The organism is Streptomyces sp. NPDC031445 (assembly GCF_055581365.1).
Genome location: NZ_JBVIJO010000004.1, coordinates 170506 through 186330, shown reverse-complemented (window position 1 = coordinate 186330; position 15825 = coordinate 170506). Strand labels below are relative to the sequence as shown.

Annotated in this window: 27 protein-coding genes; 1 reads left to right on the top strand and 26 read right to left on the bottom strand. The window is 67.5% G+C overall.

What is annotated here, in order from left to right; translation table 11 throughout:
- Nucleotides 1–58: 58 nt before the first annotated feature.
- Nucleotides 59–571: a 30S ribosomal protein S9 gene (gene rpsI, locus ACZ5DC_RS13625; protein WP_003998795.1), complete on the bottom strand. Its 513-nt coding sequence runs from the start codon at nucleotides 569–571 to the stop codon at nucleotides 59–61.
- Nucleotides 572–613: 42 nt separating this feature from the next.
- Nucleotides 614–1057: a 50S ribosomal protein L13 gene (rplM, locus tag ACZ5DC_RS13620; protein ID WP_014674395.1), complete on the bottom strand. Its 444-nt coding sequence runs from the start codon at nucleotides 1055–1057 to the stop codon at nucleotides 614–616.
- A gap of 268 nt (nucleotides 1058–1325) precedes the next feature.
- Here rplM and ACZ5DC_RS13615 point away from each other — a divergent pair, with 268 nt between their 5' ends.
- The gene (locus tag ACZ5DC_RS13615; RefSeq protein ID WP_468652325.1) at nucleotides 1326–2198 is read left to right on the top strand and encodes a hypothetical protein; all 873 of its coding nucleotides are present in this window, start codon (nucleotides 1326–1328) and stop codon (nucleotides 2196–2198) included.
- A gap of 12 nt (nucleotides 2199–2210) precedes the next feature.
- Here ACZ5DC_RS13615 and ACZ5DC_RS13610 read toward each other — a convergent pair whose 3' ends face one another.
- The 24 genes from ACZ5DC_RS13610 to rplP form a co-directional block, all read right to left on the bottom strand.
- Nucleotides 2211–2954 (bottom strand): polyprenol monophosphomannose synthase, encoded by a 744-nt coding sequence (locus ACZ5DC_RS13610; protein WP_468652323.1) that lies wholly within the window; start codon nucleotides 2952–2954, stop codon nucleotides 2211–2213.
- Between the two features lie 41 nt (nucleotides 2955–2995).
- Nucleotides 2996–3859: a tRNA pseudouridine(38-40) synthase TruA gene (gene truA / locus ACZ5DC_RS13605; RefSeq protein ID WP_468652321.1), complete on the bottom strand. Its 864-nt coding sequence runs from the start codon at nucleotides 3857–3859 to the stop codon at nucleotides 2996–2998.
- 74 nt (nucleotides 3860–3933) lie between these two features.
- Complete coding sequence (gene rplQ / locus ACZ5DC_RS13600; protein WP_366759668.1) at nucleotides 3934–4434, bottom strand: 50S ribosomal protein L17; 501 nt, start codon at nucleotides 4432–4434, stop codon at nucleotides 3934–3936.
- Between the two features lie 169 nt (nucleotides 4435–4603).
- Entirely contained in the window at nucleotides 4604–5626 is a 1023-nt protein-coding gene (locus tag ACZ5DC_RS13595; protein WP_003966937.1) for a DNA-directed RNA polymerase subunit alpha, read from the bottom strand.
- Nucleotides 5627–5770: 144 nt separating this feature from the next.
- A complete protein-coding gene (rpsK, locus tag ACZ5DC_RS13590) occupies nucleotides 5771–6175 on the bottom strand; it encodes a 30S ribosomal protein S11 (RefSeq protein WP_003956432.1) in 405 nt (134 codons plus the stop codon).
- Nucleotides 6176–6241: 66 nt separating this feature from the next.
- Nucleotides 6242–6622: a 30S ribosomal protein S13 gene (gene rpsM, locus ACZ5DC_RS13585; RefSeq protein ID WP_030641206.1), complete on the bottom strand. Its 381-nt coding sequence runs from the start codon at nucleotides 6620–6622 to the stop codon at nucleotides 6242–6244.
- Nucleotides 6623–6815: 193 nt separating this feature from the next.
- The gene (gene rpmJ / locus ACZ5DC_RS13580; RefSeq protein ID WP_003998809.1) at nucleotides 6816–6929 is read right to left on the bottom strand and encodes a 50S ribosomal protein L36; all 114 of its coding nucleotides are present in this window, start codon (nucleotides 6927–6929) and stop codon (nucleotides 6816–6818) included.
- Nucleotides 6930–6989: 60 nt separating this feature from the next.
- Complete coding sequence (gene infA, locus ACZ5DC_RS13575; RefSeq protein WP_003948620.1) at nucleotides 6990–7211, bottom strand: translation initiation factor IF-1; 222 nt, start codon at nucleotides 7209–7211, stop codon at nucleotides 6990–6992.
- A 162-nt stretch (nucleotides 7212–7373) separates the two neighbouring features.
- A complete protein-coding gene (gene map, locus ACZ5DC_RS13570; protein ID WP_366748564.1) occupies nucleotides 7374–8210 on the bottom strand; it encodes a type I methionyl aminopeptidase in 837 nt (278 codons plus the stop codon).
- Between the two features lie 101 nt (nucleotides 8211–8311).
- Entirely contained in the window at nucleotides 8312–8974 is a 663-nt protein-coding gene (locus tag ACZ5DC_RS13565) for an adenylate kinase (protein WP_468652318.1), read from the bottom strand.
- Nucleotides 8974–10287: a preprotein translocase subunit SecY gene (gene secY, locus ACZ5DC_RS13560; protein ID WP_189816459.1), complete on the bottom strand. Its 1314-nt coding sequence runs from the start codon at nucleotides 10285–10287 to the stop codon at nucleotides 8974–8976. The genes ACZ5DC_RS13565 and secY overlap by 1 nt, the downstream gene beginning before the upstream one ends.
- 188 nt (nucleotides 10288–10475) lie before the next feature.
- A complete protein-coding gene (rplO, locus tag ACZ5DC_RS13555) occupies nucleotides 10476–10931 on the bottom strand; it encodes a 50S ribosomal protein L15 (RefSeq protein ID WP_004984514.1) in 456 nt (151 codons plus the stop codon).
- Between the two features lie 2 nt (nucleotides 10932–10933).
- Nucleotides 10934–11116, bottom strand: coding sequence for a 50S ribosomal protein L30 (rpmD, locus tag ACZ5DC_RS13550; protein ID WP_003974250.1), 183 nt, complete (start codon nucleotides 11114–11116; stop codon nucleotides 10934–10936).
- A gap of 2 nt (nucleotides 11117–11118) precedes the next feature.
- Nucleotides 11119–11724: a 30S ribosomal protein S5 gene (gene rpsE, locus ACZ5DC_RS13545; protein WP_014674381.1), complete on the bottom strand. Its 606-nt coding sequence runs from the start codon at nucleotides 11722–11724 to the stop codon at nucleotides 11119–11121.
- A gap of 36 nt (nucleotides 11725–11760) precedes the next feature.
- Nucleotides 11761–12144, bottom strand: coding sequence for a 50S ribosomal protein L18 (gene rplR, locus ACZ5DC_RS13540; RefSeq protein WP_030641198.1), 384 nt, complete (start codon nucleotides 12142–12144; stop codon nucleotides 11761–11763).
- A 3-nt stretch (nucleotides 12145–12147) separates the two neighbouring features.
- Entirely contained in the window at nucleotides 12148–12687 is a 540-nt protein-coding gene (gene rplF, locus ACZ5DC_RS13535) for a 50S ribosomal protein L6 (protein ID WP_014674379.1), read from the bottom strand.
- A gap of 24 nt (nucleotides 12688–12711) precedes the next feature.
- A complete protein-coding gene (gene rpsH / locus ACZ5DC_RS13530; protein WP_014674378.1) occupies nucleotides 12712–13110 on the bottom strand; it encodes a 30S ribosomal protein S8 in 399 nt (132 codons plus the stop codon).
- 237 nt (nucleotides 13111–13347) lie between these two features.
- Nucleotides 13348–13533 (bottom strand): type Z 30S ribosomal protein S14, encoded by a 186-nt coding sequence (locus ACZ5DC_RS13525; RefSeq protein ID WP_003948630.1) that lies wholly within the window; start codon nucleotides 13531–13533, stop codon nucleotides 13348–13350.
- Between the two features lie 5 nt (nucleotides 13534–13538).
- Nucleotides 13539–14096, bottom strand: a complete 558-nt coding sequence (gene rplE / locus ACZ5DC_RS13520; protein ID WP_030345436.1) for a 50S ribosomal protein L5 — start codon at nucleotides 14094–14096, stop codon at nucleotides 13539–13541.
- Nucleotides 14096–14419, bottom strand: a complete 324-nt coding sequence (rplX, locus tag ACZ5DC_RS13515) for a 50S ribosomal protein L24 (RefSeq protein ID WP_171153674.1) — start codon at nucleotides 14417–14419, stop codon at nucleotides 14096–14098. The genes rplE and rplX overlap by 1 nt, the downstream gene beginning before the upstream one ends.
- 2 nt (nucleotides 14420–14421) lie before the next feature.
- Nucleotides 14422–14790 carry a 50S ribosomal protein L14 gene (gene rplN / locus ACZ5DC_RS13510; protein WP_003998823.1) on the bottom strand — a complete coding sequence of 123 codons (369 nt, stop codon included), beginning with the start codon at nucleotides 14788–14790 and terminating at the stop codon, nucleotides 14422–14424.
- A gap of 99 nt (nucleotides 14791–14889) precedes the next feature.
- Nucleotides 14890–15177 (bottom strand): 30S ribosomal protein S17, encoded by a 288-nt coding sequence (rpsQ, locus tag ACZ5DC_RS13505; protein ID WP_030641193.1) that lies wholly within the window; start codon nucleotides 15175–15177, stop codon nucleotides 14890–14892.
- Nucleotides 15177–15401, bottom strand: coding sequence for a 50S ribosomal protein L29 (gene rpmC, locus ACZ5DC_RS13500; protein WP_003974259.1), 225 nt, complete (start codon nucleotides 15399–15401; stop codon nucleotides 15177–15179). The genes rpsQ and rpmC overlap by 1 nt, the downstream gene beginning before the upstream one ends.
- Nucleotides 15401–15820, bottom strand: a complete 420-nt coding sequence (gene rplP, locus ACZ5DC_RS13495; protein ID WP_009190136.1) for a 50S ribosomal protein L16 — start codon at nucleotides 15818–15820, stop codon at nucleotides 15401–15403. The genes rpmC and rplP overlap by 1 nt, the downstream gene beginning before the upstream one ends.
- Between the last annotated feature and the right edge of the window lie 5 nt (nucleotides 15821–15825).

The following is a 15825-nucleotide window of genomic DNA, read 5'->3' as shown; positions in this document are numbered from 1 at the left end:
CCGACGGCACACGTGGCGTGCCGCCGGGGCGTTCGGAGTACGAGCAGGCAGCTGCTGATTAGCGCTTGCTGTACTGCGGGGCCTTGCGGGCCTTCTTCAGACCGGCCTTCTTCCGCTCGACCGCGCGGTCGTCGCGGCGCAGGAAGCCGGCCTTCTTCAGCGGGCCGCGGTTGTTGTCGACGTCGGCCTCGTTCAGCGCGCGGGCGACACCGAGACGGAGCGCACCGGCCTGACCGGAGACACCGCCACCCGCGATGCGGGCGATGACGTCGTAACGGCCCTCGAGCTCCAGGACCTTGAACGGCTCGTTGACTTCCTGCTGGTGCACCTTGTTCGGGAAGTAGTCCTCGAGGGTGCGACCGTTGATCTTCCACTTGCCGGTGCCCGGGACGATCCGGACGCGGGCGATGGCGTTCTTGCGGCGGCCCAGGCCGGCGGCCGGCTGCGGCTCGCCGAAGCGGGAGGCCAGGGACTCCGAGGTGTACTCGCCCTCGACGGGAACCTCGGACTCGGTGGTGTAGCTGTCGATGTCAAGCTCTTCGAGCGGCTGCTCGGCAGTGGTCTCGGCCACGATTCTCCTCAGATTCTCTTCAGTCTTAGGGGGTGGCCGGACTTACTGCGCGACCTGGGTGATCTCGAACGGCACCGGCTGCTGGGCGGCGTGCGGGTGCTGGTCACCCTTGTAGACCTTCAGCTTCGAGAGCATCTGACGGCCCAGGGAGTTCTTGGGGAGCATGCCCTTGACGGCCTTCTCGATGGCCTTCTCGGGGTTCTTGTCGAGCAGCTCGTCGTAGCGGACGGAGCGCAGACCACCCGGGTAGCCGGAGTGGCGGTACGCCATCTTCTGGGTCCGCTTGTTGCCGGACAGGTGCACCTTGTCGGCGTTGATGATGATGACGAAGTCACCAGCGTCGACGTGCGGCGCGTAGATCGGCTTGTGCTTGCCCCGCAGGAGGGTCGCAGCAGTGGTGGCGAGACGGCCCAGGACAACGTCCTGGGCGTCGATGACGTGCCACTGGCGCGTCACATCGCCGGGCTTGGGGCTGTACGTACGCACGGTTCGTAGCCTTCGCTTCGAGTGAATGGTCCTAAACAAGGTCACCGAAACGATCACGACAGCCTTGATCCACGGCGGCGACGCAAACCGCGTGCGTGGGGTCGCTGGTCATCGGCCCGGTGGACCGGTGTAAGGGCCCGTCCCGTGAGAATGAGCAAGCCAATACACAACGAAGAGGTAGCTTACCGGGCGGTCCCCGGACGGGTCAAAACGAGGCAGGCCGTCAGAGGGACCCCGCACCCCCGGCCCCCCGTCTAAGATGCGCCCCATGAGTTACGGGCAGGGGGGACCCCAGTCTCAGTGGGATCCCTGGAAACCGAATTCCCAGCAGCCGTGGAACGGCGGATCCGACGACGGGACGCCGGACTGGGCCGCGCTCGCCGAGGCATCGGAGACGCGGAACAAGCGCCGCAAGCTGCTGTTCATAGCCGGCGGCGTGCTCGCCACCGTCGCGATAGGCACCGCGGTCGCCATGGCCGTCGTCTCCGCGAACGGGGGTGACCCGCAGGCCGGTCCCAGCAACCTGCCCGCCAGCGGATCGCTGCCCGGCACGGGCACCGCCACGCCGTCCTTCGCGCCCACCAGCGCGCCGCCGCCGCTGGATCCCACGGACTTCATATCCAGCGCCGAGAAGGACACCGCCCCGCTGAGCCCGGACACCCTGTTCCCGGGCACGCGGCTGACCATGGACGGGACGGTGTACAAGAAGGGCCCGACGGCCGACACCAAGAGCTGTGCCACCGCCGCGGGCGGCTCCCTCCCCAAGATCCTCAGCGGCAACGGCTGCACCCGCCTGATGCGCGTCACCTACACGAACGGCGGCATCGCGGTCACCGTCGGCGTCGCCGTCTTCGACGACGCGGACACGGCCGCCAAGGCCAAGGGCCAGACCGACGACCGCAGCATCGTGCGCTCGCTGTTCGGCAAGGGCGTCAAGCCCTTCTGCGACGGCGCGTTCTGCCGCTCGACCAGGAACTCCTACGGCCGCTACGCCTACTTCACGATCTCCGGCTTCACCAGCGGCAAGGACGTCACCACCAAGGACACCAAGGTGTTCGGCGCCGGCAACGACCTCGCCCAGTTCACCGCGAACCAGATCCACCGCCGCGGCCAGGTCCAGGCCTCGGCCGCCGCCCGGTAGCCCGCCGCGCGCCTACTGCCGCTTCAGCCGGAGCCGCAGCGGCACCACGGCCGACTCCAACTGGGCGCGCAGGGTCATCTTGGAGGCGCCCTCCGTGCGCTCGGCGAACCGGATCGGGATCTCCACCGCCGTGTGCCCGGCGCGTACGGCCTTGTACTTCAGCTCCACCTGGAAGCTGTAGCCCGCGCTGTCCAGGGACGACAGGTCCACGTCCCGGAGGGTCGCCGCCGACCACAGACTGAAGCCGGCCGTGATGTCCCGGATGTCGGTGCCGAGGACGGCGCGGGCGTACCGGTTGGCGAAGCGGGACAGCAGCACCCGGTGCGCGCCCCACCGCTCGTCCAGCGAGCCGCCCTCGACGTACCGGCTGCCCACGACGAGACCGGCGCCGGAGGCGAGGGCCGCCTCCAGCATGCGGGGCACGGCCTCCACCGGGTGGCTGCCGTCGGCGTCCATCTGGACGACGTACGCGGCGCCCTCCGCCAGCGCGGCGGACATCCCGGCCGCGTACGCCCGTCCCAGCCCGTCCTTCTCGGTGCGGTGCAGCACGCTCATCCGGCGCCGCCCGCCGCTGTTGTACTCCGCCGCCAGCTCCTCGGCGATCCGCCCGGTCCCGTCCGGGCTGGAGTCGTCGACGACCTTCAGGCGCAGCCCGTCCAGCGGCAGCCCGAGCACCGCCTCGGCCATCCCGGGCAGGTTCGCCGCCTCGTTGTACGTCGGCATCACCACGGTGACCGGCAGCTCGTCCTGTGCCATCACTGTCCCTCCCCTGCGGGCGCCGGCGGCATGCGACGCGGCTAACAGGTCTCGCAGCCCGACGCTCCGGGCAGCGACCGCTTGTTCCGTGCCTCCCTGCTCCGGGCCGCCAGCAGCTCGTCGGCCGGATAGCCGACCTCCTCCAGCGTCAGCCCGTGCGGCCGTACGACGTGCACGGCGGAGTCCCGGACCCGGGCCGCCAGCACCTTCCCGGGCCACTCCGGCCCCCGGTGCCCGTCCCCCACGAACAGCAGCGCGCCGATCAGCGACCGCACCATGTTGTGGCAGAAGGCGTCCGCGCGCACGGTGGCGGTGATGATCCCGTCGTCCCCCCGGACCAGGCTCAGCTCCTGGAGCGTGCGGATGGTGGTCGCCCCCTCCCGCTTCTTGCAGTAGGCGGCGAAGTCGTGCTCCCCGAGCAGCGCGCGGGCGGCCTCGTTCATGGCGTCCACGTCGAGCGGCCAGTCGTGCCACAGCACGTGGCCGCGCAGCAGCGGGTCCACACCGCCCGGGTTGTCGGTCACCCGGTAGGCGTACCGCCGCCAGACGGCCGAGAACCGCGCGTTGAAACCGCTCGGCGCCTCCCTGAGCGCCCACACCCGCACGTCCCTCGGCAGCCGGCCGGCGAGCCGCTTGAGCAGCTTCTCGTGATGCTCACGCCACACGCCCTCGGGCAGGTCCACGTGGGCCACCTGCCCCCGCGCGTGCACCCCGGCGTCGGTGCGCCCGGCGACCGTCAGCTCATAGGTCTCCCGGGACCGGGTCACCGTCCGCAGGGCGTCCTCGATCTCCCCCTGCACGGTCCGCCTGCCACCGGCCTGCTTGGCCCAGCCGTGGAAACCGGTGCCGTCGTAGGACAGGTCGAGACGGAGACGGACGTGGCCGGGCTGTACTTCGTCACTCACGTACGGATCCTCTCAGGTACGCGAAAGCGGGCCCGCCCCGAAGGGCGAACCCGCTTCCCGCGTCAGGCGGAGCCTCAGGCGTCCTTGGACTCCTCGGCGGGAGCCTCGGCGGCCTCGGTCTCCTCGACCTTGGTCTCCTCGGCCTTCGCCTCCTCGGCCTCCTTGACCGCACGCTTGGTGGCGGCCTCGGCCTCACCGGTCGCCTGCTGGGCGACCGTCAGCGCCTCGACCAGCTCGATGACGGCCATGGGCGCGTTGTCGCCACGACGGTTACCGATCTTGGTGATGCGGGTGTAGCCACCGGGGCGGTTCTCGTACCGCGGGCCGATCTCGGTGAAGAGCGTGTGGACGATGCTCTTGTCCGTGATGACCTGAAGCACCTGGCGGCGGTTGTGAAGGTCGCCCTTCTTCGCCTTGGTGATCAGACGCTCGGCGTACGGACGCAGACGGCGCGCCTTCGCCTCGGTGGTGGTGATGCGGCCGTGCTCGAAGAGGCTCTTCGCCAGGTTCGCGAGGAGCAGCTTCTCGTGCGCGGCGCTGCCGCCCAGACGGGCACCCTTGGTGGGCTTCGGCATGTTCTTTCTCCTGTGTGTCTGCCCCGGCCGTATCAGGTACCGGGGTCAGTATCCGAGCAGGCGGTCGCCTGTCGGAGATCCGGGGCACCTTTTCAGGCGCCCCGGAGGGTCCGCGCCCCGAAGGGGCGCGGGGAACTGCGCGACCGGCCGCAACGGACCGGCGGCCGAATCAGTACTGCTCGGTCTCCACGAAACCGGCGTCGGCGTCGTCATCGGCACCGAACGCGTCCGCCGCGGCGGTCGGGTCGAATCCGGGCGGGCTGTCCTTCAGGGCCAGGCCCATGCCGGCCAGCTTCGCCTTGACCTCGTCGATGGACTTCGCACCGAAGTTGCGGATGTCCAGCAGGTCGGCCTCGGAGCGCGCGACCAGCTCACCCACGGAGTGGATGCCCTCGCGCTTGAGGCAGTTGTACGACCGAACGGTGAGCTCCAGCTCCTCGATCGGCAGCGCCAGGTCGGCGGCGAGCGCGGCGTCCGTCGGGGACGGACCCATGTCGATGCCCTCGGCGTCGATGTTCAGCTCGCGGGCGAGACCGAACAGCTCGACCAGCGTCTTGCCGGCGGAGGCCATGGCGTCACGCGGACGCATCGCCTGCTTGGTCTCGACGTCGACGATCAGCTTGTCGAAGTCGGTGCGCTGCTCGACACGCGTGGCCTCGACCTTGTACGTGACCTTGAGAACCGGCGAGTAGATGGAGTCGACCGGGATGCGGCCGATCTCCTGGCCCACCTGCTTGTTCTGCACGGCGGAGACGTAACCGCGGCCGCGCTCGACCGTCAGCTCCATCTCCAGCTTGCCCTTGCCGTTGAGCGTGGCGAGGACCAGGTCGGGGTTGTGCACCTCGACACCGGCCGGGGGCGCGATGTCGGCGGCGGTGACCAGACCCGGGCCCTGCTTGCGCAGGTACATCACGACCGGCTCGTCGTGCTCCGAGGAGACGACCAGCTGCTTGATGTTGAGGATCAGGTCGGTGACGTCCTCCTTGACGCCCGGCACGGTGGTGAACTCGTGCAGCACGCCGTCGATCCGGATCGAGGTGACGGCGGCACCCGGGATCGAGGACAGGAGGGTACGGCGCAGGGAGTTGCCGAGGGTGTAGCCGAAGCCCGGCTCCAGCGGCTCGATCACGAACCGGGAGCGGAACTCGTCGACGACCTCTTCGGTCAACGAGGGACGCTGAGCGATCAGCATGTGTGGATCAGATCCTTCTTTCGTGGACGCCCGCTATTTGACGCCCGACGGAATCCGCGCCCGGGTAAAGCGCGGGTACTGCAAGGGTACGGGCGGCACGACCCGAAGGAGCCGTACCGCCCGCGACCAGCGACCCGGGAAGCGTCAGACGCGACGACGCTTCGGCGGACGGCAGCCGTTGTGCGGGGTCGGGGTGACGTCCTGGATGGAGCCGACCTCGAGGCCCGTGGCCTGGAGGGAGCGGATCGCGGTCTCACGACCGGAACCCGGGCCCTTGACGAACACGTCGACCTTGCGCATGCCGTGCTCCTGGGCGCGGCGGGCGGCCGACTCGGCGGCCATCTGCGCGGCGAACGGCGTGGACTTCCGGGAGCCCTTGAAGCCGACGTGGCCGGCGGAGGCCCAGGAGATCACGTTGCCGGACGGGTCCGTGATCGACACGATCGTGTTGTTGAACGTGCTCTTGATGTGCGCGTGGCCGTGAGCGACGTTCTTCTTTTCCTTGCGGCGCACCTTCTTGGCAGCGCCCTGACGTCCCTTGGGGGGCATCTACAAACTCCTAGAGGGAGGTGGTCGGTCCTACAGCGAAGACCGTGGACAGGTGTCCGCTGCGGACTACTTCTTGCCCGGCTTCTTCTTGCCGGCGATGGCGCGACGCGGGCCCTTGCGGGTGCGGGCGTTGGTGCTGGTGCGCTGACCGCGGACGGGCAGACCGCGACGGTGACGGAGACCCTGGTAGGTACCGATCTCGACCTTGCGGCGGATGTCGGCCTGGATCTCGCGACGGAGGTCACCCTCGGTCTTGATGTTGTTGTCGACGTACTCGCGGATCGCGACCAGCTGCTCTTCGGTCAGGTCGCGGACGCGGGTGTTCGGGTCGACGCCGGTCGCAGCCAGCGTCTCCTTCGAGAGGGTCCGGCCGATGCCGAACACGTAGGTGAGGGCGATCTCCACGCGCTTGTCGCGCGGGATGTCGACACCGGAAACGCGTGCCATTCAATGGCTCCTGGTGACTCTTCGGAGGTCTTCCACAGAACCGGCTCCCGGCCGCCGTACTAGGTACGAACCGGGTCCCCGGCCTCCGAACCGGGGGTGTCGAGCTGGTGGGCTCGGGCTCTGCGTATGAACATATTCAGCTCGCGTCGCGCGAAGACTCTGCGATAGAGGTGCAGAGGGTGATGGTCGTGCGTCAGCCCTGGCGCTGCTTGTGGCGCGGGTTCTCGCAGATGACCATGACCCGGCCGTGACGGCGGATCACCCTGCACTTGTCGCAGATCTTCTTGACGCTCGGCTTGACCTTCATGGGGTGAGGTTCTCCGGGTCAGTGCCATCGCACCGGGCGGGCCCGGGGCGCGGGCAAGATCTACTTGTACCGGTAGACGATCCGGCCACGCGTCAGGTCGTACGGAGACAGCTCCACCACGACCCGGTCGTCAGGGAGGATGCGGATGTAGTGCATACGCATCTTGCCGCTGATGTGTGCCAGGACCTGGTGGCCGTTCTGGAGCTCGACCTTGAACATGGCGTTCGGCAGAGACTCGACGACAGTGCCCTCGATCTCGATGGCACCTTGCTTCTTGGCCACGCTTCGCCCTTCGAATCGACTACCTTGATCGACTCTCAGGCGATCCCTGGGATCCCCTTGCGGGAGCATGCGGACATGCGGGTGCACGAGAGCCGACGAGTCAGTCTACGTCGGCGCACTCCGAAAGGCGAATCGAGGAAGTCTGCCCTACGGGGGAGATCGTTAAGCAAGCGGGTCCGGTGCCGCGGTGACGCCGTGCTCGGCGAGCTTGGCCCTGCCTCCGTCGGGGGCGGTGAGCACCAGCGGGCCCTGCTCCGTCAGGGCGACGGAGTGCTCCCAGTGGGAGGACCAGGTGCCGTCCGTGGTGATGACCGTCCAGTCGTCCGACAGGACCTCGGTGCGCGGGGTGCCCAGCGACACCATCGGCTCGATCGCGAGGCAGAAGCCCGGGACCAGCTTGGGGCCCTTGCCGCGCCGGCGGTCGACGTAGTTCAGCAGGTGCGGGTCCATGTGCATCTCGGTGCCGATGCCGTGGCCGCCGTAGTCCTCGATGATCCCGTACCGGCCGCCGCCCGGCTTGGGCTGGCGGCGGATGTACGTCTCGATCGCCCGGGAGACGTCGACCAGGCGGTTGCCCTGCTTCATGGCCGCGATACCGGCCCACATCGACTCTTCGGTCACCCGGGACAGCTCGATCAGCTCCGGGGCGTGACCGGAGCCCACGAACGCGGTGTAGGCCGCGTCGCCGTGCCAGCCGTCGACGATCGCGCCGCAGTCGACGGAGATGATGTCGCCGTCCTTCAGGACGACGTCGTCGGAGGGGATGCCGTGGACGACCACGTCGTTCACGGAGGTGCAGATGGTCGCGGGGAAGCCGCCGTAGCCCAGGAAGTTCGACTTCGCGCCGTGCTCGGCGAGCACCTTGCGGGCCACCTCGTCCAGGTCCTTGGTGGTGGCGCCCGGCACCGCGGCCTCGCGCGTCGCCGCGTGGATGGCGGCTACGACCAGGCCCGCCGCCCGCATCTTCGCGATCTGCTCGGGGGTCTTGATCTGCACCATGGGGGCCTGCGCTCTCCGTCACTCAGATCGGCTGGGGATACCTGTACAACAGTACGGCCGCGGCGCCCCGGGGAGGGCACCGCGGCCGGAAGGGCCGGGAGCTACTTCTCGGCCTTCTCGCGCTTGAGGGCCTCCAGCGCCCGCCGCGTGATCTCGTCCACCGGGCCCAGGGAGGAGATCGTGACGACCAGGCCCTGCGCCTTGTAGTAGTCGATGATCGGCTCGGTCTGCGTGTGGTAGACCTCCAGCCGCTTGCGGACGGTCTCCTCGGAGTCGTCGTCGCGCTGGTACAGCTCGCCGCCGCAGACGTCGCAGACGCCCTCCTGCTTCGGCGGGCTGTACGTCACGTGGAAGACGTGGGAGGAGTCGTTGCGGCAGATGCGCCGGCCGGCGATGCGCTTGACGACCTCGTCCTCGGGGACCTCCAGGTCCAGCACCGCGTCCAGCGTGATGCCCTCGGTCTGCAGCAGCTCGTCCAGGGCCTCGGCCTGCGAGACGTTCCGCGGGAAGCCGTCCAGCAGGAAGCCGTTCTCCGCGTCGGGCTGCTCCATGCGGTCCTTGGCCATCGCGATCGTCACCTCGTCGGGAACGAGGTTGCCGGCGTCCATGTAGGACTTCGCGAGCTTGCCCAGATCCGTCTGCCGACTGATGTTGGCCCGGAACAGGTCGCCCGTGGAGATGTGCGGGACGCCCAGCTTCTCTGCGAGCCGGACGGCCTGCGTTCCCTTACCGGCACCCGGCGGCCCGACGAGGACGATACGCATCAGCGGAGGAACCCTTCGTAATTGCGCTGCTGGAGCTGGCTCTCGATCTGCTTCACCGTCTCGAGGCCGACACCCACGATGATGAGGATGCTGGTCCCGCCGAAGGGGAAGTTCTGGCTTGCCCCGAAGCCCACCAACGCCACTGTCGGTACGAGAGCGATCAGACCCAGATACAGCGAGCCCGGCCAGGTGATCCGGTTGAGCACGTAGCTCAGGTACTCAGCGGTCGGTCGGCCAGCCCGGATGCCCGGGATGAAGCCACCATACTTCTTCATGTTGTCGGCTACTTCTTCGGGGTTGAAGGAGATCGCCACGTAGAAGAACGCGAAGAAAACGATGAGCAGGAAGTACGAAGCGATGTAAATCGGGTGATCGCCCTTGGTGAGGTTCTGCTCGACCCAGGTCTTCCAGCCCGACTTGCCCCCCGCGAACTGCGCCACGAGCGCCGGGATGTAGAGCAGCGAGGAGGCGAAGATGACGGGAATCACACCCGCCTGGTTCACCTTGAGCGGGATGTACGTGGACGTGCCGCCGTAGGAACGGCGTCCGATCATGCGCTTCGCGTACTGCACCGGGATGCGGCGCTGGGCCTGCTCGACGAAGACGACGAGCGCGACCATGATCAGGCCCACCGCGATGACGGTGCCGAACTCGATCCAGCCGCCGGCCAGCGTGCCCTGCTTCTTGATGGCCCACAGCGCGGACGGGAAGGTCGCGGCGATCGAGATGAACATCAGGATCGACATGCCGTTGCCGATGCCGCGGTCGGTGACCAGCTCACCGAGCCACATCACGACCGCCGTACCCGCGGTCATGCAGATGACCATGGTGATCGTGGTGAAGATCGCCTGGTCCGGGACGATGCTCGTGGCGACCGAGCAGCCGCTGAAGAGCGCGCCGCTGCGGGCGGTGGCGACCAGGCCGGTGCCCTGGAGGATGGCGAGCGCCACGGTGAGGTAGCGGGTGTACTGCGTGATCTTCGCCGTGCCGGCCTGGCCCTCCTTCTTCAGGGCTTCCAGGCGCGGGATGACCACGGTCAGCAGCTGAAGGATGATGCTGGCCGTGATGTACGGCATGATGCCGAGCGCGAAGACCGTGATCTGCAGCAGCGCGCCACCGCTGAACATGTTCACGAGGCCGAACAGGCCCTGGTTGCCCTGGGCCTCGTTCACACAGGTCTGGACTGCCTTGTAGTTCACGCCGGGGATCGGGATGTGGGTACCGACCCGGTAGACCACGATGATGCCCAGCGTGAAGAGCAGCTTCTTGCGCAGGTCGGGCGTCCTGAACGCCCGGGCGAACGCGGTGAGCACGGTGCCTCCTGCGACCCCCGCGCAACTGCGTCAAGGGTGACGGTCTGAGGTTCGACGAATACGAAAAAGAACAGTGCAGGCCACCATACCGGCGACACTGCCCCCTAGGAACGACCAACCGGGGATACCTCATTGTGAGGTATCCCCGGTCGGGATCGTTTACGTCATCGAGGCGTCGTCCGAGGGACTCAGACGAGCTCGGTGACCGTGCCGCCGGCGGCGGTGATCTTCTCCTTGGCGGAGCCGGAGACGGCGTCGACCGTCACCTGCAGCGCCACGGAGATCTCGCCCTGGCCGAGGACCTTGACGAGGCTGTTCTTGCGAACGGCACCCTTGGCCACCAGACCCTCGACCGTGACCTCGCCACCCTCGGGGTAGAGCGCGGCCAGCTTGTCGAGGTTCACGACCTGGTACTCGGTCTTGAACGGGTTCTTGAAGCCCTTCAGCTTCGGGAGGCGCATGTGGAGCGGCATCTGGCCGCCCTCGAAGCTCTCCGGAACCTGGTAGCGGGCCTTGGTGCCCTTGGTACCACGACCGGCCGTCTTACCCTTCGACGCCTCACCACGACCGACACGGGTCTTGGCGGTCTTGGCGCCCGGGGCGGGACGGAGGTTGTGGATCTTGAGCGGGTTCTGCTCCGCCATGATCAGTCGACCTCCTCGACCGTCACGAGGTGGCGGACGGTGTGCACCATGCCGCGGAACTCGGGGCGGTCCTCCTTGACGACCTGCGTGTTGATGCCCTTGAGACCAAGGGAGCGCAGGGTGTCACGGTGGTTCTGCTTGCTGCCGATGTAGGACTTGACCTGCGTGATCTTGAGCTGCGCCATGATTACGCACCCACCCCGGCACGCGCACGCAGCAGGGCCGCGGGGGCGACGTCCTCGAGCGGCAGACCACGGCGGGCCGCGATCTCCTCGGGACGCTGCAGGCCCTTCAGGGCCTCCACGGTCGCGTGCACGATGTTGATGGCGTTGTCGGAGCCGAGCGACTTCGACAGCACGTCGTGGATACCGGCGCACTCGAGCACGGCACGCACCGGACCACCGGCGATCACACCGGTACCCGGGGACGCGGGCTTGAGCAGCACGACGCCGGCAGCCTTCTCACCCTGGATGGGGTGCGGGATGGTGCCCTGGATCCGGGGGACCTTGAAGAAGTGCTTCTTGGCCTCCTCAACACCCTTGGCGATGGCGGCCGGCACCTCCTTGGCCTTGCCGTAACCGACACCCACGGTGCCGTCACCGTCGCCCACCACGACCAGCGCGGTGAAGCTGAAGCGACGACCACCCTTCACAACCTTGGCGACGCGGTTGATCGCGACGACGCGCTCGACGTACGCGGTCTTCTCGGCGGCAGCAGCGCCGCCGTCACGGCCCTTCCGGTCCCGCCGCTCGCCGCCACCGGCACCGCTTCCGCGGCGCTGGGGTCCAGCCATTGGATTACCTCTCTCTTTCCGCTAGCTACAAGCGGCTCAGAACTTGAGCCCGGCTTCGCGGGCGGCGTCCGCCAGGGCGGCGATGCGCCCGGCGTACTGGTTGCCACCACGGTCGAACACGACGGCCTCGACACCGGCGGCCTTGGCACGCTCGGCGACCAGGGCGCCGACCTGCTTGGCCTGCGCGGACTTGTCGGCCTCGCCGCCACGGATCGACGCGTCCAGGGTGGACGCCGACGCCAGGGTGTGGCCCTTCAGGTCGTCGATCACCTGCGCCACGATGTGGCGGTTGGAGCGGGTCACGACCAGACGGGGGCGCTCCGCCGTACCGGCGATCCGCTTGCGGATCCGGATGTGACGGCGCTTGATCGCGGCGCGCTTGTAGGCGTCGCCCTTGAGGATCTTCTGCCCGTATGCCATGGCTTACTTACCCGCCTTTCCGACCTTGCGGCGGATGACTTCGCCCTCGTACTTGACGCCCTTGGCCTTGTACGGGTCGGGCTTGCGCAGCTTGCGGATGTTGGCCGCAACCTCGCCGACCTTCTGCTTGTCGATGCCCTCGACCGAGAAACGGGTCGGGGTCTCCACCTTGAAGGTGATGCCCTCGGGGGCCTCGACCAGGATCGGGTGGCTGTAACCGAGAGCGAACTCCAGGTTCGAACCCTTGGCGGTCACTCGGTAACCGACACCGCTGATCTCGAGCTTCTTCACGTAACCCTGGGTCACGCCGGTGATCATGTTCGCCACCAGCGTGCGGGAGAGGCCGTGCAGGGCCTTGCTCTGACGCTCGTCGTTCGGGCGGGTCACCTGGAGGGTGCCGTCCTCGCCCTTAGCGATGTCGATCGGCGCGGCAACGGTGTGGGTCAGCGAGCCCTTGGGGCCCTTGACCGAGACCGTCCGGCCGTCGATGGTGACGTCCACGCCGGCGGGAACCGCGATGGGGAGCTTGCCGATGCGCGACATAGCTGTTTCCTCCGTTCCCTTCTGCTACCAGACGTAGGCGAGGACTTCCCCACCCACGCCCTTCTTGCCGGCCTGCTTGTCGGTGAGGAGCCCGTGCGACGTGGAGATGATCGCCACGCCGAGGCCGCCGAGCACCTTCGGCAGGTTGGTGGACTTCGCGTACACCCGGAGACCGGGCTTGGAGATCCGCTTGATGCCCGCGATGGAGCGCTCACGGTTGGGGCCGAACTTCAGCTCCAGGACGAGGTTCTTGCCGACCTCGGCGTCCTCGACCTTCCAGCCCGTGATGAAGCCCTCCTGCTGGAGGATCTCCGCGATGTGAGACTTGATCTTGGAGTGCGGCATCGACACCGAGTCGTGGTACGCCGAGTTCGCGTTCCGCAGACGCGTCAGCATGTCTGCGATCGGATCAGTCATGGTCATGAATTGGCCTGTGGCCTTTCTCGCCGGGGTTTCCTATATGCGCCATCCCTCTCCCCGTACATGGACGGGACGGGTGCGGTGCGGGGACCTACGGCGTAGTAAGCAATCGTTAGCGGACTCTGTCCGCGGGCGTTCAGGGCGGCAGAGGCCCAACCCTCCTAGCCTAAGCCATGAGGGCAGGCGCCCCTGCCGTCCCGGTTGCTTACCGAGAGGTCCAGGAATCCCTAAAAGTCGGGATTACCAGGAGCTCTTGGTCACGCCCGGCAGCTCGCCACGGTGAGCCATCTCACGAAGGCACACGCGGCAGAGGCCGAACTTGCGGTACACGGAGTGGGGACGGCCGCAGCGCTGGCAGCGGGTGTAGCCACGCACACCGAACTTGGGCTTGCGAGCAGCCTTCGCGATGAGAGCCTTCTTCGCCATCTCGCTCACGCCTCCTTGAACGGGAAGCCGAGGTGACGGAGAAGGGCACGGCCCTCTTCGTCGTTGGTCGCCGTGGTGACCACGGTGATGTCCATACCCCGGACACGGTCGATCTTGTCCTGGTCGATCTCGTGGAACATGACCTGCTCCGTGAGACCGAAGGTGTAGTTGCCACGGCCGTCGAACTGCTTGGGGGACAGGCCGCGGAAGTCGCGGATGCGCGGCAGCGCGAGCGACAGGGTGCGGTCCAGGAACTCCCACATGCGGTCGCCACGGAGCGTGACGTGGGCGCCGATCGGCTGACCCTCACGCAGCTTGAACTGCGCGATGGACTTGCGGGCCTTGGTGACGGCCGGCTTCTGACCGGTGATCGTGGTGAGGTCGCGGATGGCGCCCTCGATCAGCTTGGAGTCGCGGGCGGCGTCGCCCACACCCATGTTGACCACGATCTTGACGAGGCCCGGGACCTGCATGACGTTCTCGTACTTGAACTCGTCACGCAGCTTGCCCGCGATCTCCTCGCGGTACTTCTGCTTCAGACGCGGAGTGGTGGTGGTAGCCATCAGATGTCCTCACCCGTCCGCTTGGCAACGCGGATCTTGTTGCCCTCTTCGTCGAAGCGGTAGCCGACACGCGTGACGACCTTCTGGCCGTCCTTCTCCACGACCAGCTGGACGTTGGAGACGTGGATCGGCGCCTCGGTGGTCACGATGCCGCCGGCCTGGGAACCGGTGGCGGTCGGACCGGCCTTGGTGTGCTTCTTGACCCGGTTGACACCCTCGACCAGGACGCGCTCCTCGCGCGGGTAAGCGGCAATGACCTTGCCCTGCTTGCCCTTGTCCTTGCCGGTGATGACCTGGACCAGGTCGCCCTTCTTGATCTTCATGCTTACAGCACCTCCGGAGCCAGCGAGATGATCTTCATGAACTTCTTCTCGCGCAGCTCACGCCCGACCGGGCCGAAGATGCGGGTGCCGCGAGGGTCGCCGTCGTTCTTCAGAATGACGGCGGCGTTCTCGTCGAAGCGGATGTACGAGCCGTCCGGACGGCGGCGCTCCTTGACGGTGCGAACGATGACCGCCTTGACGACGTCACCCTTCTTCACGTTGCCACCGGGGATCGCGTCCTTGACGGTGGCGACGATGACGTCACCGATGCCCGCGTAGCGGCGACCGGAGCCACCGAGCACACGGATGCAAAGGATCTCCTTCGCACCAGTGTTGTCGGCGACACGCAGTCGCGACTCCTGCTGGATCACGTCTATCTCCTGATCGTCTGCCGGTTCCCCGGGGGCCGCTCGGCGAGCGGCCCCCGGAGCCTGGCGGAACTGTCCTGCGAGGGGCGCCCCGCAGGAGAATTACTTGGCCTTCTCGAGGATCTCGACGACGCGCCAGCGCTTCGTCGCGGACAGCGGCCGGGTCTCCATGAGGAGGACGCGGTCGCCGACACCCGCGGCGTTCTGCTCGTCGTGGGCCTTGAGCTTGTTCGTACGGCGGATGACCTTGCCGTACAGCGCGTGCTTCACACGGTCCTCGACGGCGACGACGACGGTCTTGTCCATCTTGTCGCTGACGACCAGACCCTCACGGGTCTTGCGGAAGCCTCGGGCTTCGGTGTTCTGCTCAGTCACGTTGCTCTCGCTCATCAGGCGCTCTCCACCGTCTCGATGCCCAGCTCGCGCTCACGCATCAGGGTGTAGATCCGCGCGATGTCCTTGCGGACGGCCTTCAGCCGACCGTGGTTCTCGAGCTGACCCGTCGCCGCCTGGAAGCGGAGGTTGAACAGCTCTTCCTTGGCCTCGCGGAGCTTCGCCAGAAGCTCCTCGTTGCCCAGCTCGCGCAGCTCGGACGCCTTGGTACCGGCCGACATCACGCTTCACCTGCCTCGCGCTTGACGATCCGGCACTTCATCGGCAGCTTGTGGGCCGCACGCGTCAGCGCCTCACGGGCGATCTTCTCGTTGGGGTACGACAGCTCGAACATCACACGTCCGGGCTTGACGTTGGCGATCCACCACTCCGGGGAACCCTTACCGGAACCCATGCGGGTCTCGGCCGGCTTCTTGGTGAGGGGACGGTCCGGGTAGATGTTGATCCAGACCTTGCCGCCACGCTTGATGTGGCGGGTCATCGCGATACGAGCCGCCTCGATCTGGCGGTTCGTCACGTAGGCCGGGGTCAGCGCCTGGATGCCGTACTCGCCGAACGCAACCTGCGTCCCACCCTTGGACATACCGTTGCGCTTCGGGTGGTGCTGCTTGCGGTGCTTGACCCTACGGGGGATCAGCATGACGG

Bases quoted from the DNA above. Each gene is read 5' to 3' on its own strand.
- rplX (WP_171153674.1), bottom strand. From the start codon at position 14,419: ATGAAGATCAAGAAGGGCGACCTGGTCCAGGTCATCACCGGCAAGGAC.
- rplQ (WP_366759668.1), bottom strand. From the start codon at position 4,434: ATGCCGAAGCCCACCAAGGGTGCCCGTCTGGGCGGCAGCGCCGCGCAC.
- ACZ5DC_RS13610 (WP_468652323.1), bottom strand. From the start codon at position 2,954: ATGGCACAGGACGAGCTGCCGGTCACCGTGGTGATGCCGACGTACAAC.
- ACZ5DC_RS13615 (WP_468652325.1), top strand. From the start codon at position 1,326: ATGAGTTACGGGCAGGGGGGACCCCAGTCTCAGTGGGATCCCTGGAAA.
- rpmJ (WP_003998809.1), bottom strand. From the start codon at position 6,929: ATGAAGGTCAAGCCGAGCGTCAAGAAGATCTGCGACAAGTGCAGGGTG.
- rplP (WP_009190136.1), bottom strand. From the start codon at position 15,820: ATGCTGATCCCCCGTAGGGTCAAGCACCGCAAGCAGCACCACCCGAAG.
- ACZ5DC_RS13525 (WP_003948630.1), bottom strand. From the start codon at position 13,533: ATGGCGAAGAAGGCTCTCATCGCGAAGGCTGCTCGCAAGCCCAAGTTC.
- rplE (WP_030345436.1), bottom strand. From the start codon at position 14,096: ATGGCTACCACCACCACTCCGCGTCTGAAGCAGAAGTACCGCGAGGAG.
- rpmD (WP_003974250.1), bottom strand. From the start codon at position 11,116: ATGGCGCAGCTCAAGATCACGCAGGTCAAGTCCTACATCGGCAGCAAG.
- rpsQ (WP_030641193.1), bottom strand. From the start codon at position 15,177: ATGAGCGAGAGCAACGTGACTGAGCAGAACACCGAAGCCCGAGGCTTC.
- rpsK (WP_003956432.1), bottom strand. From the start codon at position 6,175: ATGCCCCCCAAGGGACGTCAGGGCGCTGCCAAGAAGGTGCGCCGCAAG.
- map (WP_366748564.1), bottom strand. From the start codon at position 8,210: ATGGTGCAGATCAAGACCCCCGAGCAGATCGCGAAGATGCGGGCGGCG.
- rplR (WP_030641198.1), bottom strand. From the start codon at position 12,144: ATGGCATACGGGCAGAAGATCCTCAAGGGCGACGCCTACAAGCGCGCC.
- rplO (WP_004984514.1), bottom strand. From the start codon at position 10,931: ATGGCGGAGCAGAACCCGCTCAAGATCCACAACCTCCGTCCCGCCCCG.
- ACZ5DC_RS13565 (WP_468652318.1), bottom strand. From the start codon at position 8,974: ATGCGTATCGTCCTCGTCGGGCCGCCGGGTGCCGGTAAGGGAACGCAG.
- rpsE (WP_014674381.1), bottom strand. From the start codon at position 11,724: ATGGCTGGACCCCAGCGCCGCGGAAGCGGTGCCGGTGGCGGCGAGCGG.
- rpmC (WP_003974259.1), bottom strand. From the start codon at position 15,401: ATGTCGGCCGGTACCAAGGCGTCCGAGCTGCGCGAGCTGGGCAACGAG.
- rpsM (WP_030641206.1), bottom strand. From the start codon at position 6,622: ATGGCACGCGTTTCCGGTGTCGACATCCCGCGCGACAAGCGCGTGGAG.
- rplF (WP_014674379.1), bottom strand. From the start codon at position 12,687: ATGTCGCGCATCGGCAAGCTCCCCATCGCGGTTCCCGCCGGCGTGGAC.
- rpsH (WP_014674378.1), bottom strand. From the start codon at position 13,110: ATGACCATGACTGATCCGATCGCAGACATGCTGACGCGTCTGCGGAAC.
- ACZ5DC_RS13595 (WP_003966937.1), bottom strand. From the start codon at position 5,626: ATGCTGATCGCTCAGCGTCCCTCGTTGACCGAAGAGGTCGTCGACGAG.